The 24,789-nt window shown below is 47.5% G+C and carries 16 protein-coding genes; 12 read left to right on the forward strand and 4 right to left on the reverse strand.

The features are described 5' to 3' along the window. Nucleotides 1-71: 71 nt before the first annotated feature. The 8 genes from SynRS9902_RS03080 (at nt 72) to SynRS9902_RS03115 (ending at nt 13,599) form a co-directional block, all read left to right on the forward strand. The gene (locus tag SynRS9902_RS03080; RefSeq protein ID WP_186509939.1) at nt 72-1,535 is read left to right on the forward strand and encodes a mannose-1-phosphate guanylyltransferase/mannose-6-phosphate isomerase; all 1,464 of its coding nucleotides are present in this window, start codon (nt 72-74) and stop codon (nt 1,533-1,535) included. Between the two features lie 2 nt (nt 1,536-1,537). After that, nucleotides 1,538-2,674 (forward strand): GDP-mannose 4,6-dehydratase, encoded by a 1,137-nt coding sequence (gene gmd / locus SynRS9902_RS03085; RefSeq protein WP_186509940.1) that lies wholly within the window; start codon nt 1,538-1,540, stop codon nt 2,672-2,674. After that, complete coding sequence (locus tag SynRS9902_RS03090) at nt 2,674-3,633, forward strand: GDP-L-fucose synthase (RefSeq protein ID WP_186509941.1); 960 nt, start codon at nt 2,674-2,676, stop codon at nt 3,631-3,633. The genes gmd and SynRS9902_RS03090 overlap by 1 nt, the downstream gene beginning before the upstream one ends. Before the next feature lie 22 nt (nt 3,634-3,655). Then, nucleotides 3,656-5,905: a glycosyltransferase gene (locus tag SynRS9902_RS03095; protein ID WP_186509942.1), complete on the forward strand. Its 2,250-nt coding sequence runs from the start codon at nt 3,656-3,658 to the stop codon at nt 5,903-5,905. Between the two features lie 140 nt (nt 5,906-6,045). Next, nucleotides 6,046-6,978 (forward strand): hypothetical protein, encoded by a 933-nt coding sequence (locus SynRS9902_RS03100; protein ID WP_186509943.1) that lies wholly within the window; start codon nt 6,046-6,048, stop codon nt 6,976-6,978. 357 nt (nt 6,979-7,335) lie between these two features. Continuing rightward, nucleotides 7,336-8,415, forward strand: a complete 1,080-nt coding sequence (locus tag SynRS9902_RS03105) for a polysaccharide pyruvyl transferase family protein (protein WP_186509944.1) — start codon at nt 7,336-7,338, stop codon at nt 8,413-8,415. Nucleotides 8,416-9,766: 1,351 nt separating this feature from the next. Beyond that, nucleotides 9,767-10,924 carry a polysaccharide pyruvyl transferase family protein gene (locus SynRS9902_RS03110; protein WP_186509945.1) on the forward strand — a complete coding sequence of 386 codons (1,158 nt, stop codon included), beginning with the start codon at nt 9,767-9,769 and terminating at the stop codon, nt 10,922-10,924. Nucleotides 10,925-11,175: 251 nt separating this feature from the next. Then, nucleotides 11,176-13,599, forward strand: coding sequence for a glycosyltransferase (locus SynRS9902_RS03115; RefSeq protein ID WP_186509946.1), 2,424 nt, complete (start codon nt 11,176-11,178; stop codon nt 13,597-13,599). A 322-nt stretch (nt 13,600-13,921) separates the two neighbouring features. Here the strand turns inward: SynRS9902_RS03115 and SynRS9902_RS03120 are convergent, their stop codons facing one another. Next, the gene (locus tag SynRS9902_RS03120) at nt 13,922-15,394 is read right to left on the reverse strand and encodes a hypothetical protein (protein ID WP_186509947.1); all 1,473 of its coding nucleotides are present in this window, start codon (nt 15,392-15,394) and stop codon (nt 13,922-13,924) included. 49 nt (nt 15,395-15,443) lie between these two features. Here SynRS9902_RS03120 and SynRS9902_RS03125 point away from each other — a divergent pair, with 49 nt between their 5' ends. The 3 genes from SynRS9902_RS03125 (at nt 15,444) to SynRS9902_RS03135 (ending at nt 18,592) form a co-directional block, all read left to right on the forward strand. Next, nucleotides 15,444-17,072 carry a hypothetical protein gene (locus SynRS9902_RS03125; protein ID WP_186509948.1) on the forward strand — a complete coding sequence of 543 codons (1,629 nt, stop codon included), beginning with the start codon at nt 15,444-15,446 and terminating at the stop codon, nt 17,070-17,072. Between the two features lie 4 nt (nt 17,073-17,076). Next, nucleotides 17,077-17,706, forward strand: a complete 630-nt coding sequence (locus tag SynRS9902_RS03130; protein ID WP_186509949.1) for a hypothetical protein — start codon at nt 17,077-17,079, stop codon at nt 17,704-17,706. Between the two features lie 85 nt (nt 17,707-17,791). Beyond that, nucleotides 17,792-18,592 carry a rhamnan synthesis F family protein gene (locus SynRS9902_RS03135; RefSeq protein ID WP_186509950.1) on the forward strand — a complete coding sequence of 267 codons (801 nt, stop codon included), beginning with the start codon at nt 17,792-17,794 and terminating at the stop codon, nt 18,590-18,592. A gap of 9 nt (nt 18,593-18,601) precedes the next feature. Here SynRS9902_RS03135 and SynRS9902_RS03140 read toward each other — a convergent pair whose 3' ends face one another. Next, nucleotides 18,602-19,879, reverse strand: coding sequence for a hypothetical protein (locus tag SynRS9902_RS03140; RefSeq protein ID WP_186509951.1), 1,278 nt, complete (start codon nt 19,877-19,879; stop codon nt 18,602-18,604). A gap of 44 nt (nt 19,880-19,923) precedes the next feature. Then, complete coding sequence (locus SynRS9902_RS03145; protein WP_186509952.1) at nt 19,924-23,229, reverse strand: glycosyltransferase; 3,306 nt, start codon at nt 23,227-23,229, stop codon at nt 19,924-19,926. 137 nt (nt 23,230-23,366) lie between these two features. Between SynRS9902_RS03145 and SynRS9902_RS03150 the strand changes: the two genes are divergently transcribed. After that, on the forward strand, nt 23,367-23,924 hold the full coding sequence (locus SynRS9902_RS03150; RefSeq protein WP_255446185.1) for a hypothetical protein: 558 nt from the start codon (nt 23,367-23,369) through the stop codon (nt 23,922-23,924). 479 nt (nt 23,925-24,403) lie between these two features. Here the strand turns inward: SynRS9902_RS03150 and SynRS9902_RS03155 are convergent, their stop codons facing one another. Next, the gene (locus SynRS9902_RS03155) at nt 24,404-24,742 is read right to left on the reverse strand and encodes a P-II family nitrogen regulator (protein ID WP_006851285.1); all 339 of its coding nucleotides are present in this window, start codon (nt 24,740-24,742) and stop codon (nt 24,404-24,406) included. Nucleotides 24,743-24,789 lie beyond the last annotated feature (47 nt).

The following is a 24,789-nucleotide window of genomic DNA, read 5'->3' on the forward strand; positions in this document are numbered from 1 at the left end:
TGTTGCCTCTGATTGTCAATAAGGACTTTAGATAATCCGCGATGATATGGGCCTGCTCTTGGATCAATGTGATGAACACACCGCTGATCCCTGTGATCCTTTGCGGAGGCACCGGCACAAGGCTTTGGCCGCTGTCACGGGCGAGTTACCCCAAGCAGTACTGGCCGTTGAGCGGAGAGGGGGAGGCCACGTTGCTGCAACAGACCCAACAGCGGCTCCATGGCCTTGATGCCCTGGCGGCCCCCCTGCTGATCTGCAATGAAGACCACCGCTTCATCGTGGCCGAACAGATGCGGCAGATCGGAGTCGAGCCGAACGCAATTCTGCTGGAACCGATGGGCCGCAACACCGCTCCGGCGGTGACCGTGGCCGCACTGCAGGCCACGAGCAACGGCGAGGACCCGCTGCTACTGGTGCTGGCGGCAGATCATCTGATCCGCGATGCCGCCCAGTTCCGCCAGGCCATCGACGCTGGCCGCCAACCCGCCGAAGAGGGACGTCTGGTGACCTTCGGGATCGTGCCAACGGCTCCGGAAACCGGTTACGGCTACATCGAAGCCAGCGAACCCTTCTCCCTTGGGGGACCGGCCCATGTGCCGATCAAGCGGTTCGTGGAGAAGCCCGATCAGGCCACAGCAGAGCAATTCCTGGCCACCGGCCGCTTCACCTGGAACAGCGGCATGTTCCTGTTCCGCGCCAGCGCCATGCTGGCGGAATTGGAGCGACTGGCCCCGGAAGTGGTGAGCTGCTGCCGGGCAGCACTGGAGCAAGACACGGCCGACCTGGAATTCCATCGGCTGGAGCGGGAGGCCTTCGCCAAGTGTCCCAACGTGGCCATTGACGTGGCCGTGATGGAGAAAACGGAATTGGGCAGTGTGCTGCCGCTGGATGCGGGCTGGAGCGATGTGGGCAGCTGGAGCGCGCTCTGGGAAACCTCAGAACAGCGGGATTCTCAAGGCAACGTGCTGCAGGGCCATGTGATCGCCGAAGGCAGCCGCGACTGCTACCTGCGCAGCGAACACCGCTTGGTGGTGGGGCTGGGGGTGGAGAACCTGGTGGTGGTGGAAACCGACGATGCCGTGTTGATTGCGGACCGCTCGAAAGCGCAAGAGATCAAAACCGTGGTGAAGCAGCTAGAGGCCGAAGGCAGCCCGGAGGGCAAGGCCCACCGGAAGATCTACAGGCCATGGGGCTCTTACACGGGTGTGGTGGAGGACAGCCGCTGGCAGGTGAAGCGAATCTCCGTGAAACCCGGCGCCAGCCTGTCGCTGCAAATGCATCACCACCGGGCCGAACACTGGATTGTGGTGCGCGGAACAGCCATCGTCGAACGGGATGGAGAAGAGCAACTGCTGGGTGAGAACCAGAGCACTTACATCCCCCTGGGCTGCAAGCACCGCCTGTCAAATCCAGGGAAAATCCCCGTGGAGCTGATTGAGGTGCAAAGCGGCGAGTACCTCGGCGAAGACGACATCGTTCGATTTGAAGATCGCTACGGACGAAGTGATGTAATAATGGGAAGTACTCTGTCTTAAAGATGAAAAAGGCATTAATTACCGGTATCACAGGCCAGGACGGAAGTTATCTGGCTGAGCTGCTCTTGGAGAAGGGTTATGAAGTTCATGGCATCAAGCGTCGTGCAAGTAGTTTCAATACAAGTCGCATTGATCATCTCTATCAGGATCCGCATGAAACAGATCCACAATTAATTCTTCATTATGGAGACTTAACAGATAGTACCAACTTGATAAGAATTGTTCAATTAGTCCAGCCTAATGAGATTTATAATTTAGGTGCTCAAAGTCATGTGGCTGTCAGCTTTGAAGCACCGGAGTATACGGCCAACAGTGATGCATTGGGAACGCTCAGAATCCTTGAGGCTGTGAGGATTCTTGGTTTACAGGAGACTTGTCGCATTTATCAGGCCAGCACCAGTGAGCTTTATGGCCTCGTGCAGGAAGTGCCTCAAAAAGAGAGCACTCCTTTCTATCCGAGAAGTCCCTACGGTGTCGCAAAACTGTACGGTTACTGGATTACGGTGAATTATCGTGAAGCTTACGGGATGTATGCCTGCAATGGCATCCTGTTCAATCACGAGAGCCCCCGGCGTGGTGAAACCTTTGTGACGCGAAAAATTACGCGTGGCATGGCGCGGATCAACGAAGGGCTCGAAGATTGTCTTTATATGGGCAATCTCGATTCCCTGCGCGATTGGGGGCATGCCCGGGATTACGTGGAAATGCAGTGGCGGATGCTTCAGCAGGAGGGACCGCCTGAGGATTTCGTAATTGCGACTGGCCGGCAAGAAAGTGTTCGGAGGTTCATCGAACTCACCGCAGAAGCCCTGGGATGGGGTCCTTTGGAATGGGAAGGACAGGGATTGGATGAAGTGGGTCGTCGCAGCAGTGGTGAAGTGGTGGTCCGCATTGACCCTCGCTACTTCCGCCCGGCTGAGGTTGAAACTTTGCTTGGCGATCCAAGTAAGGCCCATAAAAAGCTGGGATGGACACCTACGACCACCTTGGAGGAGCTAGTAGCTGAGATGGTGGATGCGGATCGTGAAGAAGCACGCAAAGAAGCCATTCTGCGTTTGAAAGGATTCAAAGTGGTTGGATCAATGGAAAATCCACCGACTACTTCTGCAGCAATTCAGGCTGGGCGGAGCAAGGGCTGATGGAGAAGCTCATCAACAAAGATGATCGTTTTTTCGTTGCTGGCCATCGAGGTATGGCTGGTAGTGCCATCTGCAGGGCCTTACAACGCAGTGGTTATGAGAATCTGCTCTCAGCAAGTCGTGATCAGCTTGACTTGTTGGATCTTCAGGCGGTGCAACATTGGTTTGATGAAAATAAACCCACTGTGGTTGTTTTGGCTGCTGCAAAGGTGGGCGGCATTCATGCGAACGATACGTATCCGGCGGATTTCTTGCTGCAGAATCTGAAAATACAAACCAACGTGATTGAAACCGCATGGCGTGGTGGAGTTAAGCGCTTGTTGTTTTTGGGTAGTAGTTGCATTTATCCAAAATTTGCTGATCAACCGATTAAAGAAGAGGCTTTGTTGACTGGTGCTCTTGAGCCGACTAACGAGTGGTATGCCATTGCAAAAATTGCTGGAATTAAGCTCTGCGAATCATTGAGAAAGCAATACGGCTTCGATGCGATCAGCTTGATGCCTACCAATCTCTATGGTCCTGGAGATAACTATCACCCCGAGAATAGTCATGTTTTACCTGCTTTGATTCGTCGATTCCATGAAGCAAAGAAATCAGGTGCTGACAGTGTGACCTGTTGGGGAACAGGTACACCGCTGCGTGAGTTTTTGCATGTGGATGATTTGGGTGAGGCATGCGTATTTGCCTTAGAAAGTTGGAAACCAGACTATAATGATCTTCATTATCTTAATGTTGGCACAGGTAATGATGTTACAATTAAAGAGTTGGCTCAGGCTGTAGCACGGGCAACGGATTTCCAAGGTAAAATTATATGGGATAAAACCAAACCGGATGGAACACCTAAAAAACAACTTGATGTAAGTCGGCTAAAAAAGATTGGTTGGTCCGCCTCCATAACCCTCAGCCAAGGACTCCCTGATACTGTATCAATATTTTCCTCGCAAGTACGTCGAGGCTGAATTCGTCAATTTTAAATCTGCTATGAACATCACTGATTTCTCGCAAATTAAGTCCCCTCTTGATACCAATTCAATCTTGCCATGGGAATCAAGTTTAGAGCAACATCAACAAGCCATAAATGAGCAATTGCGCGATGATTTTGTTAATGTGCGATTTTCCTTAGTCATTCCCTTCTACAATTCAGGTAATTTTCTTGAGAAAACGATTAGAAGTATTCAATATAGCAATCTTGAGAACGTTGAAATAATTGTCTCGGATGGTGGAAGTTCTGATAATACCCATGAAATACTAAATCACTATAAAGAGCTTTTTGATGTCGTCATTTCCGAGCCTGATAAAGGTCAAAGTGATGCTATCAACAAAGGCTTTGCTTGTGCAACAGGTGAACTTCTTGGTTGGCTAAACGGAGATGATTTGTTACTGCCATATGCACTTGATTTTGTCAGAAGTAAATATCTTGATCTTCAAATGCCCAACTTCATGGTAGGAGATGCATATATGGTTGAGAAAAATTTTTCTATCATATCTCACAAGAAGTATTCAGAAGAGAGCATTAAATTTGAAAATCTGTTAGATTGGGCTACTAACCACTTGGTTCAGCCAAGTGTTTTCTTTTCTAAATCTGCTTGGGATGAAGTAGGTCCGTTAGACATCCATGATCACTATGCGATGGATGCAGATTTATTTCTTGGTTTAGCAAAAAAATACGGCGCAAAGCATTTAAAGCATCCAGGTCTTTCTTATAGTGTATATCATCCAGATTGTAAAACTCGTGGAAAGCAAGCTGAATCAATAACACAACTTTCGATAGTTCAATGTAAATATGGTGGTTTCAAGCAAGCCAGAAAATCTCTTGACTACCTTGTTGAAATTCATAATCAATATAAAGAAGCTTTTGATAATGCCAATAATACCCCTTTAGAAGTTGACACTTCTACTGATAATAGTTCGATTGTAAAACCAGATTCATCATGCGAATCTTCTAAATCGGAGTCTGATCAAAAGTTATCATTCAATATTGGAATTTTTAACACTTTTTCTTCTGGTGGAGCTGCTATTGCAGCTAGTCGTCTCAGAATTGGCTTACAAGAAAACTCATTTTCTGCACAATCATATTCATTATTTAATCAGACTCCAACTAAATCCCATGCTTTAGTTCGACCGTGGGATTCCCAAGCATCTCCTGAAGACCTTCAAGAGTCATGGAGTACAAAAAACTTAGGCCCAGTGTACGGTACCCATCAAACTACAGCACGAGAACTCTTTTCTTCAACTTATTCATCGGCTAGCAAAGAGCATTTAATAGAGCTGTTCGATTTCTTTGATATTTTACATTTTCACTGGGTAAGTGGATTGCTAGATTACAATCTTTTAAGCAATATACCAGATAATAAGCCTATCGTGTGGACACTACATGATATGAATCCCTTTACAGGAGGCTGTCATTACAGTGAAAACTGCCTAAATTTTGTTGAAGATTGCTCTAAATGTCATTTATTAAAAGCCGGCTCACTGTTTGCACAGGAGCAGCTTGATATAAAAGTTAGTGCGTTAAAAAGATTAAATAATATTCAAGTAATTACTCCCTCCTTGTGGCTTAAATCTTTGGCAGAGCAAAGCATTGTTTTTGGCGGAAGACCCGTCCACCATATTCCTAATATTATGCCTACTCATATTTTTAAGCCACATAACAGTGCTGTATCTCGCATTAAACTTGGTCTACCTCTTGACAAAAAATTATTGTTGTTTGGCGCTGATAATATCACTAATTTGCGAAAGGGTGGAGATTTACTACAATCTGTAGCTCAATTATTGTCTGAAGAATTTAGTCCAGACGATATAGAGGTTGTGTTTTTCGGGAATGGTCATTTAAACATCCCCTTCAGATCTCATAATCTTGGCCATATTAATGATGAAGAGAAGCTTGCATATATTTATTCTGCAGCCGATCTATTTATTTTCCCATCTAGAGAGGACAATGCCCCCATGTCGCTAGTAGAATCAATGCTTTGCGGTACTCCAGTCGTTGCAAGTGATGTAGGCAATGTGAGTGAGCTTGTTAAGCATAAAAGTAATGGCTATATATCTAAGTCAGAGGACATCTCAGACATGTGCGCTGGTATCCGTTGGTTGTTGGGTCTTAGTAAAATGCAGATGAGTAGAGTAAGAAGTTCTTGCCGCCTAGTTTCTGCTAGATACCATGATGAGTCTAGAATCATAGATCAATTATCATCAGTATATGACTCATCTCTTTCCTATAAGAATTTTTAGCAGAAATGAAACAAAAGCTTTTTTTTCACATAGGAACTCAAAAGACTGGGACTACTTCGATACAACGTGCCATGAGGTTACTTCGCCCTATACTTGGCAGGTATTATTTATATCCTGAACCGCTCATTGAAGAGAGCCATATGGTTGAAACCTGTTTGTTCTGTAAAGAAGCAGAATTTAAATTGCCAGAGCTTTCTTGGGCTCCTCGAATCGTAGATTACTTGAAAAATAAACCTCTTCCAAGCTTAGATACTCTAATTGACTCATGGTCTGAGCAAACTAAATCATATCAAGCCGAGATAAATTTACCTTATATTCCACCATTAGTGCTCAGCTGTGAGTTTGCGTACACAGCCTTGGAAGATTTTGAAACACTTGTATATCTAAAAAATAAATTTGTCGACTATGATGTTAATTTTGTAATTTATCTCCGGCGAGTAGATAAACATTGCAATTCCGATCTCTTGCAAACTCTCAAGTATGGAGATTGGTCCAATGTAGATGAATTTCGTCAAATAAAAAAAGATCGTAGGCATGATATTTGCAACCTTCACCTAGATTTGCCTAATATTCTTGGTACAATGGGTGCAGTATTTGGTAATAAAAAAATCATTGTTAGACCTTTTGAAAAGTCCTCTCTTTATAAGTCTGATGTTGTTGCTGATTTTCTTCGCATTATCGGCGTAGAGTTACCCCAATCTTATGAAGATACGCAGCAAAATGTAACTGCTCCTTATGATTTTCTCATCCATTACGTAAATAAGTTTGGAAACCCTATCAAGCGGAGTGCCCCAGTGTCTCAGTTGTTTGAAAAAATATTGTCCGAACGAGAATTACTCGAAATGCATACAGATGGATCAAAGTATGCTTACTCACCGAAGGAACGGTCCGAGATGATTGCATATGTAGGTGGATCATATAAAACTATTATGAATAAATTTTTTATGGTGGATTCGTGTTCCCTTGATTCGCAAGTGCAAGAAAATACAAACTGGGTAAATCTATCTAATTTAGATCCCGAGAGAATCAAACTATTTGATAAAATTATCGATAAAGTTTCGGAAACTATTTAGTCAGATATCTAAAGTCTTTAGTTCTTTCTTGTTTTAGTAGTAACGCCTGTTTTTTGCTTCTGCTCTGAAATATTGTTTTAGTTTATTCGTGGTCAAGCTGAACGGCTTATTTTCTTGATGTCTATGAGCTTTGTCGTTTATTTTATTTGATGTTTTATGCGGGACGCCCCGAATAAATTTTATTTCTAGCACTATTGCCTCATAATCTCTGATGGACTTTTAATCTTGACTTTTCCGATGGGCCCATGCTCCGTGCTATAGTGAGACTTCTTATGATTGCGTATGAATAAATATTGGCTTGATCTTAATTGTGCATCGAGTGTCCCTAACGCATATCAATATGGTTCTGATTTTTTGATGAGTCAAAGTGGTAAAAACGTTGGTAATTTTGTTTTTAGAAAAGCTGTTGATTCGCTGTTAGCTGATGTCTCTGACTTTCAACTTGTCGACTGGTCTAAGGCTGGTCAAGTAGATTTTAATGACGATACTCAAACAATTATATCCTGCGCAAATTGGCTTGGCATGACTGATGATGACGAAGACCGTAATTTATTTAGAGCTCAGATCGTAGAAAATATTTCTGGTAGATGCATTGTCTTAGGATTAGGTTCGCAAGCTTCTTCTGGGCAAGAGCTTTCTATAGGCCCAAATACTATCAGGCTTGCCAAGGCTCTTTCTACTAAAACAACTGTATTAAGCGTAAGGGATGCAACCACTGCAAATGCTCTGAAGGGGCTTGGAATTGATAATATTGTTGTAACTGGTTGTCCCTCAAACTTTATCAATACTAAATTGACGAAAGATTCATTTGAACGGAGTTCTATAAAGGGAAGTTCCTCATGGGGTGAGACTAAATTGTTTATAAGTGAAGCATCTGGAGGCAATCCACTTTCTGTCAAAGTAGTTAATAGAATTTTGTCGGTTTTAGACAAGAGTCCTGGTAGTAGATATGTCTTGCAATCTCCTCAATTACTTGAGTATCTTTATGGTGAGTCTGATGTTTTTCCAGGTTTTTACGAGTCTACACAAAAGTCTAATTTTCAGTCGGCAAAAGAAATTATTAGAAATTCCTCTCTTGTATTTTCAAGTGTTGACGAATGGTTGTTTAGTGCGACCTTTTATGATTTAGCATTCGGTATGCGTATCCATGGCACGATGGTTCCCCTTCAAGCGGGAGTGCCAAGTGTCTTAATCACTCATGATAAGCGAACAGCTGGATTGGCCTCAACAATGAGTATTCCGTCGTTGACTTGTGATGAATTCTTGGATTTGCAAAGCTTTCCGAATCCGTCAGCTCTCTTTGATCTTTTCATGGGAAATCTAAACAAATATTTTGATAAAAGGTATGAACTTGCTTTTATTTTTAAGGAACTAATCAATGCTAATGGCTTTAGCACTAAGCCTTCTTTTGCTAGCTTCTGTGAAAACTTGTGCTGAGATGTCGGCTTATTCTTTTGAGAGCTTTATTTAGTACCAAGTTTTGTCGTGCTTGCTGAACTATTCCAGCCTCAATAAAAACTCCCTTTCACAGTGGAGACTCTCATTGTTATTTTTATTTGCTTAAAATATTTAATGTTGGATTTCCGAATGCATTTACTGTCGCTTGATATTTCTTTAAGAGCCTTGTTGTCAGATCTAGGTTGGTATCCTTGAGTCTATAAATATTGGATCTTCTATCGCAAGCTTGTACGCTATTGATATAAACTGCATTGATTTTTAAAGCCAAAGTTTTGTTGATTACTGCTGCAATTGGTCTCTTTGTTTGATGTTATGTATCTCTATTACTTTAAATTCTTGAAGTTGGCAATAGGGTTCGGTCTCAATGTAGACCTCATTGGAAGTGTCACTTCTTAGAAAGCTGTTTGACCTTGCGTCGCTCTATTTCGTGGGGCAGCTTTTCAGCTTGGCCTCAAACACCCGTTATTCGTTAACGTCATATAGGCCTAAGAATGGATATTTAAGTGTCGCCTCTACCTTTCTTTGATAGGCTTTTTGCAATGGTTTTTCTGCTTGACCAGCTAATTTTGATGCCTTCTGTATGCATTTTCGCCGAGCTAGAAGATGTGGATTGATAAGCCTTATTGCAATGGAATATTTCCTACTAATTGTCATTATTGAGAGCAATCTTGAATGAGTGTAGACAAAATTCTATCTAGATTGTTTGAAGTTTTTCGTCAAGAGAGTTTTGGGGAAATGATTATAAGGTTCAAAAAACTAGATTGTTTGATATCACTTTACCGATCACTAGATTTCAATTTTGAGAGTTGTATACGATATTCTTAATTGGGATGAATCTTGATTTTATGCGAGCTTATATGCATTGGCTTTTGACAAATAATCTTCTACAAGATGGGTATTGAGTAATCTTTGTGTTGCCACCATCGTATAACTGAAATTTTGCGTTCTGATTTCACAGGGGCTTTGTATTAATACCTTCCCTCTTAATTACAGTCTTTTTACTTTGGAAGCTACTACTTCGTATTTCTACTAGCTGTAGTGGCTTTGGTTGCCTTTGGCCTTCTTCAACCAATTTAAGCAGCCTGGAGGAGAAAGAGCTATGTCCCAACTGACTGCTAATCGTTGCTTATCACAGCGGCATTGACCTTGCAACCGCTAGACGACGCTCTAGGGATTCATTGTTCATCTACGCTACAATTATTTCAATAACTGTTTAAAACCTCACCTGACTCAGAGTAGTTCTTGCATCACCTCCTCCTATTTTTCAATACTTTCTGTAGTTGCGGTGGGAGTGCCGGAGTTTATGCTAAAATAAAGAAAAATTGTCAAGATGAACAAATATTGGCTCGATCTGGCAAATGAATCAAGCGTTCCTAACGCTTACCAGTTTGGATCTGATTTTTTGATGAACCGAACCGGGCAAAATGTTGGCAATTTTGTTTTCAGGAAGGCTGTTAGTTCGTTATTAGATAATGTTTCAGATTTTCAACTTCTTGGCTGGAGTAAAGCTAAGAATGTTGTTTTTGATGATAATTCCGAGATAATTATTTCATGTGCGAATTGGCTTGGAATGAGCGACAAAGATGAGCAATCTAATTTAACTAGGGCTAAGGTAGTTGAAAATCTATCTGGTAAGTGCATTGTTTTAGGGCTTGGGTCACAGGCTTCGTCTGGACAAGAGCTTTCATTTGGTCCTAACACTTGCAGGCTTGCTAGGGCTCTTTCTTCTAAAACCACTGCTTTGAGCGTTAGGGATCTCAATACAGCGAATGCATTGAGGGGCCTGGGTATTACTAATGTAGTTGTAACAGGATGTCCCTCAAATTTTATCAATACTCAATTGACAAAAGATCTGTTTGAACGAAATTATTTGCAGAAGAGTACTTCATGGCGTACTGCTAAATTATTCATTAGTGAGGCCTCTGGAGGTAACCCTCTTTCTGGAAAGGTTGTTAAAAGAATGCTGTCAATATTGAGTCAAAGTCCAGGCAGTAGATATGTGCTTCAATCGCCTCAATTGCTAAAATATCTTTATCGAGAGTCTGATATTTTTCCGGCTTTCTATGAGAGGGCTATTGACTCTAGTCCGCAAATAGCAAAAGCAATTATTAAAAACTCTTCTCAGGTCTTTTCGAGTGTTGATGAGTGGTTGTTCAGTGCTTCTTTTCATGATTTATCTTTTGGCATGCGAATACATGGCACTATGATACCTCTTCAGGCGGGAGTTCCTAGTGTTTTGATAGCTCATGACAAGCGTACTTCGGGGTTAGCCTCAACAATGAGCATTCCATCCTTGTCTTGTGATCAATTTTTGGATTCGCAAGCTTTTCCAAGCCCCTTTTCCTTTTTGGAGCTTTTCATGGACAACTTGGATGCATACTTTGCCAGAAGATATGAGCTTGCTTTTGTTTTTAAAGAATTAATTGAGGCAAACGGTTTCCAAGTTAGCGACTCATTCTCCAAGCTTTGTCAGGTAACCAGAAGATAGATTGATGGCTTGCTGTCTAATTTTAGAATATTCTAAATTCTTTCTGTTTTATTGAATTGAGTGTCTATTGAGTTTTTCTGTTTTTCAATCTTGCTTCAAGGTATTCTTTTGCCTCGAGTCTTTGTACTGGTTTCTATTGCTTTTCTATGTGTTCAATGATGTGTTTTTAGATTTTTAGCTATTTGAGCTGGTATATTGAGTTTACGGGTGGGTAAGTCTTGTGCGCACCAATTTTATGATTGATTAACGAGTTGGAACCTTTTCAGTTCAACTGCATTCAATCCTTCCCTCAGGCAGCCTCTTCAGGAGGCACAAATTTTTATTCTGCGATTCGGCCTTGCGTGTCAGTAATGATGCCTTGTCTCAACGCAGCTCCTTTCCTGAATGATGCTGTGAGCTCAGTTCTTGAGCAGACAGCTTGCCTGGAATTACTCGTATCGGATGGCGGCTCCACCGATGGAAGTTTAGAGGAGCTTGAACGTTGGCACTTAATAGATCCTCGAGTAAAAATAGTTAGCCGCAGTGATAGCGGACCTGCTGATGGCCTTAACAAAGCTTTCAAGGCTGCGCGTGGTACTTTTATTGGTTGGCTCAATGCTGATGACCTTTATCCATTAGGCGCACTAGCTCGTGCGGTCTCTGCTTTTGATGCCCACCCCCATTGGTTGATGCTTTACGGAGAAGGTGAGGAATTCAATAGCGTCTCAGGCTTGCAGCGTCGTTACCCAACTTTTCCTCCTTCAGTTGGAATAGGTCGCTTTCGATTTCACTGTTTCATATGTCAACCGTCTGTTGTTTTTCGCCGCAGCATGGGTCTAATGCTTGGACCGTTTGATGGGCACTTGAGAACATCCTTTGATTTTGATTATTGGCTCCGTGCATTCGCTGCCTTCCCCCACAGGATTGGTTATGTACCTCACCTTCAAGGCCGTACTCGCTTGCATGATCAAACCATTACCAACACGCAACGCAGCCGGGTCGCTCTAGAGGCCACAGAGTTGATCGCCCGGCACTTCGGATCAGCACCAGCCACGCGTCTCCACAACCTTGGTCTGGAGTTGCAGCTCGGCCTTGCTGAAACCAAGCCCGGCCAATCCCAGACTGAGCTTCTACGTGAACTCACAGATCAGGTAGCTCCTTTACTTGATCCCGAAGAGCTAGAAAATTTTCGACATAACTGGCAGCTCAACGATCACCAGCTAGGTAAAGCGAGGATTTCCTCCAAACCATTTCATGGCAACACAGCACCTGAACAACCGATCGCACTACGGCTACTTCAAGCACTTCATCCTCAGCTGAACCCAGAGGCTCCAGGCTCACCCGTTGAACGCCATTTGCGCTTGCAGCAATTCCTTGATAACAACAGCAAGCGTTACCACTTGCTGAATATAGACAATTTATCATCGTTGGAACAACCGGCTTCACGAGGGATCTGTGCCCTGAAGAGAACTCGTCCCTTTGGTGTGAACTTGATTGGTCACGCCTTTGAGGTTTTCGGCATCGGTGAAGATATCCGCATGGCAGCGCGAGCACTGGAGTCTGCTGGTGTGCCCTGTTGTGTGATTCATTATCCTGCTGGCAATGGAGCCGCCTGCATAGACCTCAGTCTTGAGCACTTGGTTTGCAGTGATCCTAATTGTGGACCATACGCCTTCAACTTAGTGTGTATGGCTGCTCCTATCCAGGCACGCTGGCTGCTTGAAATGGGCTTCGATCAGCTGTATGAGAGATACACGATCGCATCCTGGCCTTGGGAAACGCGTCAGTGGCCAGGGGTTTGGGAGCCACTGTTTGATGTTGTTGATGAAGTCTGGCCATCATCCACCTTTACAGCCCACGCACTTCAAGAACCTGCAGCCATGGCAGGTGTACCAATGCGCGTGATGCCTATGGCTGCGGAGATCTCTGATCCAGAGCATTTCTGCTCGCCAACAACGCGTCAAGCAACACGTGACCATCTTGGTTTGCCTAGTGATGCCCTGGTGTTCGTTTACAGCTTCGATCTCAACTCCACAGCCATTCGCAAAAATCCGATGGCCGCTTTGCAGGCCTTTCAACAAGCCTTTCCCCTGCCCCAGTTGCTTTCTAGCCAGGGTCGCTTCCCTAACACACATCCACTCTCGGAACGAGTGGTATTGCTGATCAAGACCTTTCCCCCGCGCAACTTCGATCCGGAGTGGAACTGGTTACAGCTCAGAGCCCAGGAAGACCACCGCATTCATTTGCTCGAAGCTCATTTGGATAGAAATGCATTGCTTGCCACGTTTGGCTGTTGCGATGTGTTTCTCTCCCTGCATCGCTCAGAGGGCTTTGGCCGCGGCTTGGCAGAAGCGTTGCAACTCGGCCTTGATGTGATTGCTACGGACTACGGCGGTCACACCGATTTCTGTAATGGGCCTCTCTCACATCCCGTACGTTGCCTGGAAGTGCCTATCCCCCATGACACCTATCCTTTCGCAGATGGACATTACTGGGGTGATCCTGATCTTGATCACGCAGTTCAACTGATGCAAGATGTAGCAGAACGCCGCATAAATCTTGCGGTTAATTCAAATAATTATTATGCTAATATAACTTCTAATTGCAAAATTTTAACTGATTATCGAGAACGTTTTTCGCTGTCTTCTGTTGGTGAAAGATATAAGGATCGCTTGAGACAGCTATGGAGTGATTGAATTAAGCATGTCGCCTACGTTTCTCGGCCTAAATGATGCTGTTTCTTTTTACGCTTATTCAAATGAATATTGTTGTCATTATTTTTGCTCAAAATTCCTGCTAATTGTGTGTCGACCAGGGGTGAAACAAACGCATTCGTGATGAGTTTCAAATCGTAATCATCCGACTATATAATTCGGTGCAGTGTTTAATAAAGATGCATAGAACTATTTGAATACTATAGTTGGTGTTTTTTGTCGGCTGGAGCTGTCCTGGCGACGCGAGATTTCATGTCAGTTGTTTTTTTACAGAAGCACGACGATTTTTTCGCGATTATTAAATTTAATGATCATAGCCAAGTTTTTTGAGCAATTCAAAATAGTGATCTGACCTGCTGATTTGACTTGAAATCTCTCTTGGGATAGGTCTTCTTGGACGCGCCTCTATTTTTGTCACATCCTTCCGTCCACTGTCGCCACTTAGTCGTTGTTGCCCGAATCTTTCTTGGAAGCCATCGAGGAAATTGATTTTCAAAATATTACACAATTCCTTCATGGTTTCGCTTGGATCATTGCAAAATGTCTCGTATTTTATGATATTTAATGAGTTGTACTTTTGGATAAAAGATAGATATCTCTTGCTATACTCATTGAGAGTGTTCGGTCTGAACTGATTATTCCACCCTGCGTTTACGATGCCAAGATAGCTGTCAAGTGGATGTCTAACTGAGACAACTGAAACTAGTTCGTAGTCGTCTTGCAAGTAATCATTTACGGGGCAGGTTTCGGATATTTTTCTCCCTGTGCAAAAATCAGTGTGACTGTGGTCTCTTAGAATTAAGTCAAGATCTTTTCTCTTGCAGATTTCTATTATTTGTTGAATCTGAGATTTGAAATTACGTTTTATATCTTCCTCGCTTGGGTCCATTGTACTCCGCTCAAATAAAAGCAGCGGGTTGGTCGGTTCAAATTCATTTCCGCTTCTATTGAATGGATTTATTTCACTGACTAAAGCAACTTCTGGCATTGATGCAATGCACTTACTGATCAATGTTCCGCCAGTGCAGGCTAAGTGGTGAATTGTCCTTATTAATGGCTTATCGCGGTTCTTTGCTTCTTTCTTTCGCCGTTTTCTCCTTTCCATTGCATAAGTCAAAATCTCTTGATGGGTTGCGCTCTCTGTAGACGCATTAGTATGTCTTAAATACTTTGCAAGTTGTTTGATCTCATTCGTTAAATCACCGCAATTTGTGACGTCATTGTGATTCAGGAGGGCAATATTGAAAATCTTTGCGACTTGCTTGTTTAGCGCCAATTCTTGAAGAAGCCGTTTTTGGTCGCGTAGATGAATTGTTTCAATCTGTTCGGAATCGAGTTTTGAAACCAGTGGTTCAAGCCCTGCCAGGGTTACCCCCAATATATCTCTTGAATGGAGATTTTTTAGATTTAACGTACGAATGATTGCGCTTACTGCTAAATCCTTGTAGCCAGCCTTTCCAAGTATTATTGCTGTTGTTAGGAGACAGTATTTGTCTTCACTGCCTATCGCGATTAACTTTGCTGCAAGGTATGTATTTTTCTGTTTTGCTCGAGCTTCTGCTTCAATAAATAATGTTGCGTGTTTCGTCCACTCTGCGTTGCCCTGAAGTATTTTATGCATATTTTCGCCAGATTTATTGGTCCTATTCTTGTTATGATGGTTTTTGAAATAGGCATTCAGCAATTGTAGTTCTTTGGTCGCTGTCGTACATTTTTTTATCCATAACGCACCGTTATCTGTGTAATTACAAGAAATTGCTGCATCGCAATTGTCCATATGACCGTCGGATGTGCTAAAATTATAGCACTTTACTAGTTGTAGAGCTATGGATACTTTGGCTCTCCAGGAGTCGTTCGAGGCTTTAGAAGAGCGTTATGAGCTTTTGCTCAAGATAAGTGAAGATAATTCGTTGAATTTTTCGGTTCAAATAAAGGATCTTTCCGATGAGTGTAAGAAGGTTTCTAGCGAGAAAGCAGAGGTTCAGAAGATCGCTGAAGACCTGAGGATGCAGTTGTCGGCTCAGGCTTTTGAATTGGATTCAGAGCGAAAGATGAGGGCAGATGGAGTGCGGCGTGTCAAGGCTCTAGAGGTTGAGCTGGCCGGTATCAATAATTCACGAGTGAATGAGAGCGCAGAAGCGGCGAAGGCGCTTCGAGAATTGAAGCGACGGCTATCAGACAAATCCGACGAGCTTGAGAAAGAGTTAAGGCGTAAGGCATCTTTGTCAGCGCGTGCACAAGTCTTGGACGCAGCCTTGGCTGCTGCTGCTAGTGAGAATAGGTTACGTGAGAATGAAAAAAAAGAGTTGCTAAAGCAAGTTGAGGGGTTGCAGCATCAGGTTTCACTGACGTCAGCTGAACTGGAGAGCGAAAGAACGGAGAGGATGGCTACGGCTGAGCATCTGCAGGTTTTGGTTGGAGAATTAGCAGGAGTAAAGGAAGAGCATGAAGTGCAAGCTAAGGAGAAAGTAGAAGCGCAGAAGATTGTTGAAGAGCTTCAGCATCAGGTTTCACTGACGTCAGCTGAACTGGAGAGCGAAAGAACGGAGAGGATGGCTACGGCTGAGCATCTGCAGGTTTTGGTTGGAGAATTAGCAGGAGTAAAGGAAGAGCATGAAGCGCAAGCTAAGGAGAAAGTAAAAGCGCAGAAGATTGTTGAAGAGCTTCAGCATCAGGTTTCACTGACGTCAGCTGAACTGGAGAGCGAAAGAACGGAGAGGATGGCTACGGCTGAGCATCTGCAGGTTTTGGTTGGAGAATTAGCAGGAGTAAAGGAAGAGCATGAAGCGCAAGCTAAGGAGAAAGTAGAAGCGCAGAAGATTGTTGAAGAGCTTCAGCATCAGGTTTCACTGACGTCAGCTGAACTGGAGAGCGAAAGAACGGAGAGGATGGCTACGGCTGAGCATCTGCAGGCTCTTCAAGAAGATCTTTCGCTTTTGAATCATGAATTGGCTTCCTGTGAGGGAGTCTTGAAGCGTGCTCAACAAAGCCGGGATGATCACGCTCAAAGCCGTTACAACTTGGCGCAGCAAATTAATGAGTTAAAAAGTAAATTAATATTGACGAATGAAGCTCTTCAGATTGAGTCCAAGAAAGCTGGCTCTGCTTCGGATCATGTGAAGGTTCTTGAAGGAGAGTTGGCTCAAGTCAAATTCGAGCGTGATGTGCAAGCGAAGGATAACGATGACGTTAAAAAAGAAATTGAGCATGCGTTTTTTCAGCTGAATCAAGTGCAGGATGAGTTAGAGAGTGTGTTTCATGCTGACCAAACAAAGCAAAATTATATTGACGAATTGGAGCAGCGCTTAAATAGTGTTGAGCTCGAGCTGTCTCAAGTGAAAGTCGAGTGTGATGTTCAAGCGAAGGAGAAAGACGAAGTCAAAGAAGAAATTGAGCATACGTTTTTTCAGCTGAATGAAGTGCAGGAGGAGTTAGAAAAAGCAAAATTATATTGACGAATTGGAGCAGCGCTTAAATAGTGTTGAGCTCGAGCTGTCTCAAGCGAAAGTCGAGTGTGATGTTCAAGCGAAGGAGAAAGACGAAGTCAAAGAAGAAATTGAGCATACGTTTTTTCAGCTGAATGAAGTGCAGGAGGAGTTAGAAAGTGTGTTTCATGCTGACCAAATAAAGCAAAATTATATTGACGAATTGGAGCAGCGCTTAAATAGTGTCGAGGTCGAGCTTGCTCGAGTGAATGTCGACCTTGATGTGCAAGTCAAGGAGAAAGACAAGGCCAAAGAAGAAATTGACCATAAGTTTTTTCAGCTGAATCAATTGCAGGAAGAGTTAGAAACTGTGTTCCATTCTGACCAAGCAAAGAAAAATCATATTGAGGAGTTGAGGCAGCATCTAAATAGTGTCGAAGTCGAGCTTGCTCGAGTGAAAGTCGAGTTTGATTCTCAGGTCAAGCAAAAAGAAGAAGTCAACGAAGAAGCAGAGCTCACCTTGTTGCAGCTTCATCAGGTGCAGGAGGAATTAGAGCGCTCCTTCCTTGAGTCGCGAGTGCAAGGCGACCTGTTGCGTCAGCACAACACGCACGCTCTTGCTATGAGGCAGGCGATAGCTAATCTTATTGTTCGCTGTGTATAAACGCCTTCTGCAAATAATTTTGTGCTTTTAAAGGTACTTTCGTGTGAAACGTAGTAGTGGGTCGTTCGGCCTTGGAGATAATTTTATGTCTACTGCTGATTGCTTGAATCGTGAATCAGGACTTGCAGTTAGCCCTGAAGAGTATCGTCCTGACATTGCTATCGTTTTGCATCTCTTTTATGACGATCATCTGGATTTGTTCCTTGGGCAATTGGCTAATATTCAAGTCGAATTTGATTGTTTTGTTTCAGTAGGCTTATTTGGGTTTGACCGGGTTGTGGCTGGCTTTCAAAGGCTAGCTCTTCTACGCAGGCTTCAGGTGAAGCAGTTCCCCAATGTTGGCCGCGATATGGCACCCCTTTTTGCTGGTTTTGGGACTGAGTTGTTGAAGTATGAGTTGGTTCTGAAATTGCACGGAAAAAAAAGCTCGCACAGTGATCAACTGAAAGATTGGCTAAGCCTATGTCTGCATGGCTTGGTGGGATCTCCATCGATCGTTCAGCAGCACTTGTCTTTGCTTTCCGAAACAAAGCTTGGAATCATTTCCGTTCCTCCCCCGCAGCCTGTGGCATCAGCTATTGATCGAGATGGATGCTGGGGGGATAAGGCCCGAAGTTTTCATCGTTGTTACCGCGAGAGGGAGCGTCTGGGTCTGTCAGCCCTTCAGCCTGATGAACGGTTCAGTTTCCCCGTTGGATCGATGTTCTGGTGCAAGCCCGAGGTACTAAAGCCCCTCATGGACCTCAACCTCCGCTGGACTTCTTTTGATCGGGAGGCTGGTCAGTTGGATGGCACCTTGGCTCATGCTCTCGAGCGCTTGGTGGGTTTGGTTTGTACGCACAAACTTGGATTGGATTGCCGTACGGTTTGGCCTGTGGAGGATTGATTGGTTGGCTCAATCGCTCATGATTGAGTCTGCTGCAGCAAGGCGTTGTTCGGCCTGCATCAGGAAAACGTGATTAAGATCTAGCTCGTCCAGATGATCCTCCATTGGTGAAGTTTCGGTAGGCACCTGGCCCCCGTGACGCCGTTTGCGCAGCATGGCTTTCAAGGTCGTTTCAATCACTGCTTGATTCGGATCATTCAGGAGTGCATCGGCGAGTGTTTCGATCGCAATTTCAAGGTCGCCTGATTCCTCGATTTGCTGTGCTCTTTCTAGAACCAGCTCCTGCTCGGCGATGCTCAGGGCCGATTGAACATTGCTGGTAAATACTTCAATCTTGTGATGTAATAGGCCGTTCCAGATGGCGATGGCCGCTTCCAGTTGACCCAGATTGTGCAGTGCCAGCGCTTTGTTATGCAATAACCAAAGAGAATCGCAGCCGTAATCAAGTGCAAGGTTGATCAGGTCCAGCGAGAGCTGGGCTTGATCCTGGTTCCTTTGTGTTTCGGCCTCCTGCAGGATCAGGGTTTGCAGATCAGCGTCGTCGCTGAGCTCACCCGCACTCGGAAGAACCTGTGGTTGCAGATGGTGTTGCTGGATGCGTCCGATCAGGGCCTGCAGCAGTGGGGTGGACTTGATGGATTGCTCGCGCTGCTCTGAAGCTCGGTAAGCGGATTCTGCAACAGCAACAAAATTGGGTAGATCGTCGTGTTGAATCAGTTCATCCCAGAGGGTGTGGGCCAGGTCGAACCGCTTCAGAGAGCTCAGAGCAAGGGCTTTGTTGTGCAAGATCCACAGGGATGGACAGTCGTGTTGCAGCGCCAAATCCATCAGCGACAGCGAGAGCTCCACAGCGCCATTGCTGCGAGTTGCCTGCGCTTCCTTCAGCAGCTGTGTCTCTAGCTCATCCCGGGGCCTTGCTGCCAGATCGGAGCTGAGAAACTGCGGAGACCAGTTCCGTGATGCGCAGGCATTCAGCAGGGCGTCGAGAAGGCCTTGTTCAGAGTCGCCCGCCTCGATGGCTTCCGGATCAGGTTCGCGGTCTTGGCCTTGGCGTTGCAGCAGGCTGAGGGCTGCGGCTTTCAACTCCAGCTGTTCAACGCTATGGAGATCGAGGGCCTGTGCGATCTTGATCAGTCCGAGGCACAAGTCTGGCCGGCTGGCATCGAGGGCAGATTTGGCCTCATTGGACACCTGTTCGGCTGATAATGGATGCTCTCCGCTTGCGTCGAGATGGCGGGGCTGCCAGTGCTTCAGACTGCAGTAGTTCAGCAGCGGGTGGAGCGCCATATAATTGGAACACTTTGCTTCAATTTAGCATCGGCAATAGGTCTTTATTTGTTGGCATTCTTCCAGCCAAGATGTTTGGCGATGATCGATTGATAGCTGTGGTCTAGTTCGTTGACAGTATTGTTTGTTTTGTTGCGCATGGCTATTGCTGATGCCGCTTTGCAATCATTGCTGATCGCCGCATCCATCGCTAGGCGGCTGCGGTGCAGGGTGTGGCCGAAACAGGTTCGGAAAAATTCAGCTTCGATGGCGGAGCGTTCGTAGGTTTCCGCTGGGGAATAGTGATGGGAATGCTTCACGACCGCATCTTTGGCGTACACCTTGGCGTAGCCGCGGCGAATGATCGCTTCAGCCCAGAGTTGGTCTTCCCCAAAGGGAACGCAGGGTAAAGGCATCTCTTGCCAGATTGATTTACGCAAGCAACTGTTGTTGTCGCTGTAGAAGTGCAGCACCTGGCGCCAGGCCTGGTCATCAGCGCAGATCAACTCCTGTTTGCTGTTAAGACTTAGGGCTTTTGGGAACTTGTCGAGCCCAGCGAAATGACATTCGAGTTCGTTTTGAATCATCGGGCTGGCACCATCGTGGGCGATGTGACGGCCGAAGGCCCCTGCTGCCGCCGGTTGCGACTCCAGGGCGGAGACGAGGTTATCCAGCCAGTGCTCATCGGCAGGAATTGCATCCTGGGTGAGAAACGCCACAAACTCCGCATCACTATCCGCCACCCCGCGGTTGCGGGTGTGGCCGTGCTGAAACTCCCACTTGGCGATCTGTTGGATCGTCACATTCGGCTGGATTGCAGCAAAGGCTTGCAATTGCTCCAGGGTTCCATCGGTGCTGTTGCTGTCGATCAGCACACACTGAAATTCCCAGGGTGTTTGTTGTTGTTGGATTGCTGAAAGCACCGGAGCCAGGATCGTGCCGGCGTTATGGGTGGGTATCACCACCGAGGCTTTGTACTGCGGTTGCTTGGGTTGAACCGTTAGGGGCTGTTGGAACGCAATCCCTTCGCATGTGCAGGCACCATCCACCTCGCTGATCCGCCTAATCAGAGCCTGTTCAACAGCAATGCCAGCTTTTTCCCAGCTGAATTGGCTGACCCACTCCAGCCCAGCCTCGGCTTGTTTCTGCAGGGTTTCTGGAGAGTCCAGTAGCAATTGGATGGTGTTGGCCAGTCCTTCAGCGCTTGGAGGAGCCAGAGCAATGACCCCCTCCGGGTAGATCGCTTCGGTGCTCTCCACTGCCAGATCCACCACCGGCAGCCCGCTGGCCATCATTTCCTGGGGGATCAGCGAATAATTTGTGGCGGAGAGTGAAATGCCCAGGTCGCAGAACTGATAAAGCTTGGCCAGTTGCGCCGCATTGATGACGCCGTGATGGATGGCCGGACAACCCAGATGTTCGGGAGGCCGCGGATCACCGAATAGGTGCACCACAATATTTCGGTTGGTTCGGCACAACCGTTCAAGGCCGGCGAAGGCGAGTTCAACGCAGCGCCTTTCGGTGAAGCGCCGCGCGTAGACCGCCAGATGAAATGCTTGGTCATCTTCATGTTGACGCTGCCAACGCTCCCGCAGCTGTTCGGCGGTGCAGTTGTAAATGCGATGGTCGAACGCCAGCCAAAATGGGCGTGACCAGGCCCCGTAGCGTTCACGCATGATGTGATCCAGCCAGGGGCTGGCACAGATGCAGGCCAACCCCTGTTTGTAGGTGGCTTCGGCCTGCACCGCCTCGCTGCCGCGGGCATAGAAGAAGGGCTCGTAATCCTGGATGAAATAGAAACGCTCCTTGAAGCCCTGGGCTTGTGTCACCGCCTCCACCGTTTGCCAACTGGTGGCGATCACCGCATCCCCACTGCTGAAGAAGAAGGAGGTATCCAGCGGCAGCACCTTGGCCTGGATCGGCTGGTAATGCTTGAGCACGTCGTCGCGCAGATCAGCGGCATGGCGGCTGCGAACCGGATTCAGCACCCAGATCGTGACCCGATGCCCCTGACGTTCGAGGTGTTTCACCATCCGAAAGATGGTCATGTGGCCCCCGCCGCCGGGGCTGAAGTCGGGGATCACCCAGTGCAACTGCAGTGAGCTGTGATCTCCGGTGGGGGATGCGTTGAACCAGGTGAATTTTGGGTTGAAGTAAGCGCTTTCTGTGAACCGCGTCAGATGGGCGTTGCCTAATTCTTGGTGTTCGCTCAGGCTGACCACCGCGCCGCTTCCGAAGCGCTGCACCGTTTGCTTCAGCAACCGTTGTTGGCCTGCGTCACTGTTGTTGCAAAGCGAGGCGTAGAGCGGGTTGATCCCGAACTGGCGAAGCAGTGGTTCCTTCCCCAGAGCTTCATTGGTGCTGAACTCTGGGCTGGGGTCCAGACCTCTTTTCCAGCCTTTGTTCAGGTAATGGGTCAAGGCCGTCTCGGCCGAAACTGTTTGCCAGCGCTCCCTCTGTTTGAGGTAGAAGCTGCTGTTGAAGCTTGCGGCGCAGCGCAGGGCCATCGCTGCCGTAGGAACCCCACCATCGTTGGCGATCGCCTCCAGCAGGCAGCGCCCATGGAACAGCTTCTGCACCAATACGTAACGGGCGGCCTGCTGAAGGGAGCTGTCTTTGCGGAAGTCGGCCCAGATCAGGGGATTGATCTCCGGGCTGAGCAGCGCTTCTGCTTCTACATCGTGCTCCCAGAATGCTTTGGCTGCCTCCGTTGGTCTTGCAAAAGGGAGGGGTTCTGGCCCGATGTGGGTGAGAAAGCATTCCTCGAACAGCAGATGGTCGAATTCCATCACCACCCGCTGCTGCTTCAGCGGCTCGCTGGCGTCCAGCGCCTTCAAACGGCCTTGGGCATGAACGGCGATCGAGGCGGGGGGCTGACTCTGCAATACGTGGTGCCAGTGCTCCCGTGCCGCCAGCCAGTGCTCCTCTGCTTCGGCGGTCTCAGCCAGAGCCTGCTCGATCCGTGGGCTGTAGGGGCAGACCTCCGCGTGAGAACAGAGCAGATGCACGGCAGTGTTCACCTGCATGCTGTTCAAGAGGCCTGCAACGGTTTTGAGCACCTCCTCTGTTGTTCCCGATCGCGCTGATTCCTGAACACCGCGGTCCTGGTTGAGCCGCTGCAGGCGGGCGCGCAGGATCGCCCCTTGGGCGTACTCCTGCAAGCCGATGGCGTCTCGGGTTGTGGATGAAGGCAGTCCGGCGCGCTGTTGTAAGGCTGAGGCCAGCGCCTTCTGGTTGTGTCGTTGCAGCAGCTGGATCTCCTGCTGCACCGCAGCCGCCAAGGTGTCTGCTCCGGTCTGCTCGACCGTCAGATGCTGCGGTGTGTGGCCCGCCTCCAGCATCCAAAGCACCAGCTCCCGTGCAGACGCCAACACAACCCCAAAAAGTGGCCGAATCGTAAGGCCGTCGTTGGAATTCCCGCCACCGGTTACGACTGGCTTCGTCCCGGCCATTACCACTCGATCATCGCTGGGGATGGACGGTTGACGAGATCACGATCCAGCGGGTGATGACCCACGCCGAAGCCGCCTCCAACCGTGATGGCCGCTGGATGCATGACAACTTTGGACCGGTGGTGTGGGGAGGCAGTGGTGAACGCTGGGATCTGCTGAAGCTGGAACGCGATGGCCCCCTCGATGGCGGCGAACAGCTGCGGCGCCGGATTCAGGCGTTTCTCAATGGCACGGCTGAGCAGCCCGGTGCTGAACCCCTGGCTTTTAGTGGCACCACAGAGATTGAGGCGCGCTCCCAGCCGCTCAGCGTGCAACTGGATGCGATGAGGCGATCCTGGGCCCTGGCCACCGATTTGCTCGATTGCTACGGCCTCTCTTACGCCTGGGATGGTGAGCGCCGCAGGATGCTGCTCTGTGCGCTGGATGTGGCGCCCACCTACCGGGACGATGCTGTCCAGGCCGACGTTGGTTGCCCCCGTTTTGAGATGTCCCTCCAGGCTGCTTCAGCGCCGGTGATCCTGGTGGGCATCATCCGCTCCTCCTCTCAAGGGGGACCGGGCCTGGTGCCGGGTGTTGGAATTCGCCGAGGAATTCGGGATCTCGGTGCGCTTTGATCCCTTCGCCCTCAGGGAACGTCGCGGCGGGTAGGGCGGGGTCACCAGCTGCTCCAAGGGGGCCCCTGCATCCCGATGGTCAGGGCTTGGGGCGATTCCCGTCATCGGGTGCTCGATGCCTCTACATCCCCAGGCGAGATCTCGATGGCCACCCAGTTGGTACACCCACCAATCACTTCGGTCGTCTGAAAAGTTCAGACGCCATCAGCCATGCCCGAACGCTCGTTGGAGCAATCTGTCTTGCGCTGGCCCGAGCCTGAGCGGGTGCCACATGATGCCCATGCCTGAGCCCAGCAACAACAGCAGGGTGAATCCACCCTGCTGCAGGTCAGTGTTTTCGAGAGAAAGTGCGGGTGCAATGGCGCTTTTGGCAGCGATCAACGCAAGATCCCGTTGGATGAGGCCACTGGCGCCTCAAGCAACTGCAGCTATGGCACACGGGTGAGATGTCTTGCTGCTTTGATTCTCTCTCCCTTGTTTTAAAGAGCCGTGCTGTCGCGGTCGCCGGTGCGGATGCGAACCACTGATTCCACAGGGCTGATGAAGATCTTGCCGTCACCGATCTCACCGGTGCGGGCGGCATCGGCGATCGACTTAACCACCTCTTCGACGCGGTCGTCCTCGACCACCACTTCAATCTTCAGTTTCTGCAGAAATTCAACGGTGAATTCCGAGCCGCGGTAGCGCTCCACCTGACCTTTCTGGCGGCCGAACCCCCGCACCTCGCTCACAGTCATGCCGATGATGCCGGCCTCAACCAGCGCCACCTTGACGTCTTCCAGCTTGAAAGGACGAATGATTGCTTCGACCTTTTTCATGGGGGGAATACGGATCTTGTTTCAAGGATGCCGCGGTTCTCAGAGCC

Origin of the sequence: Synechococcus sp. RS9902, from assembly GCF_014279635.1 — a bacterium.
In the GTDB taxonomy this organism is placed as follows: domain Bacteria; phylum Cyanobacteriota; class Cyanobacteriia; order PCC-6307; family Cyanobiaceae; genus Parasynechococcus.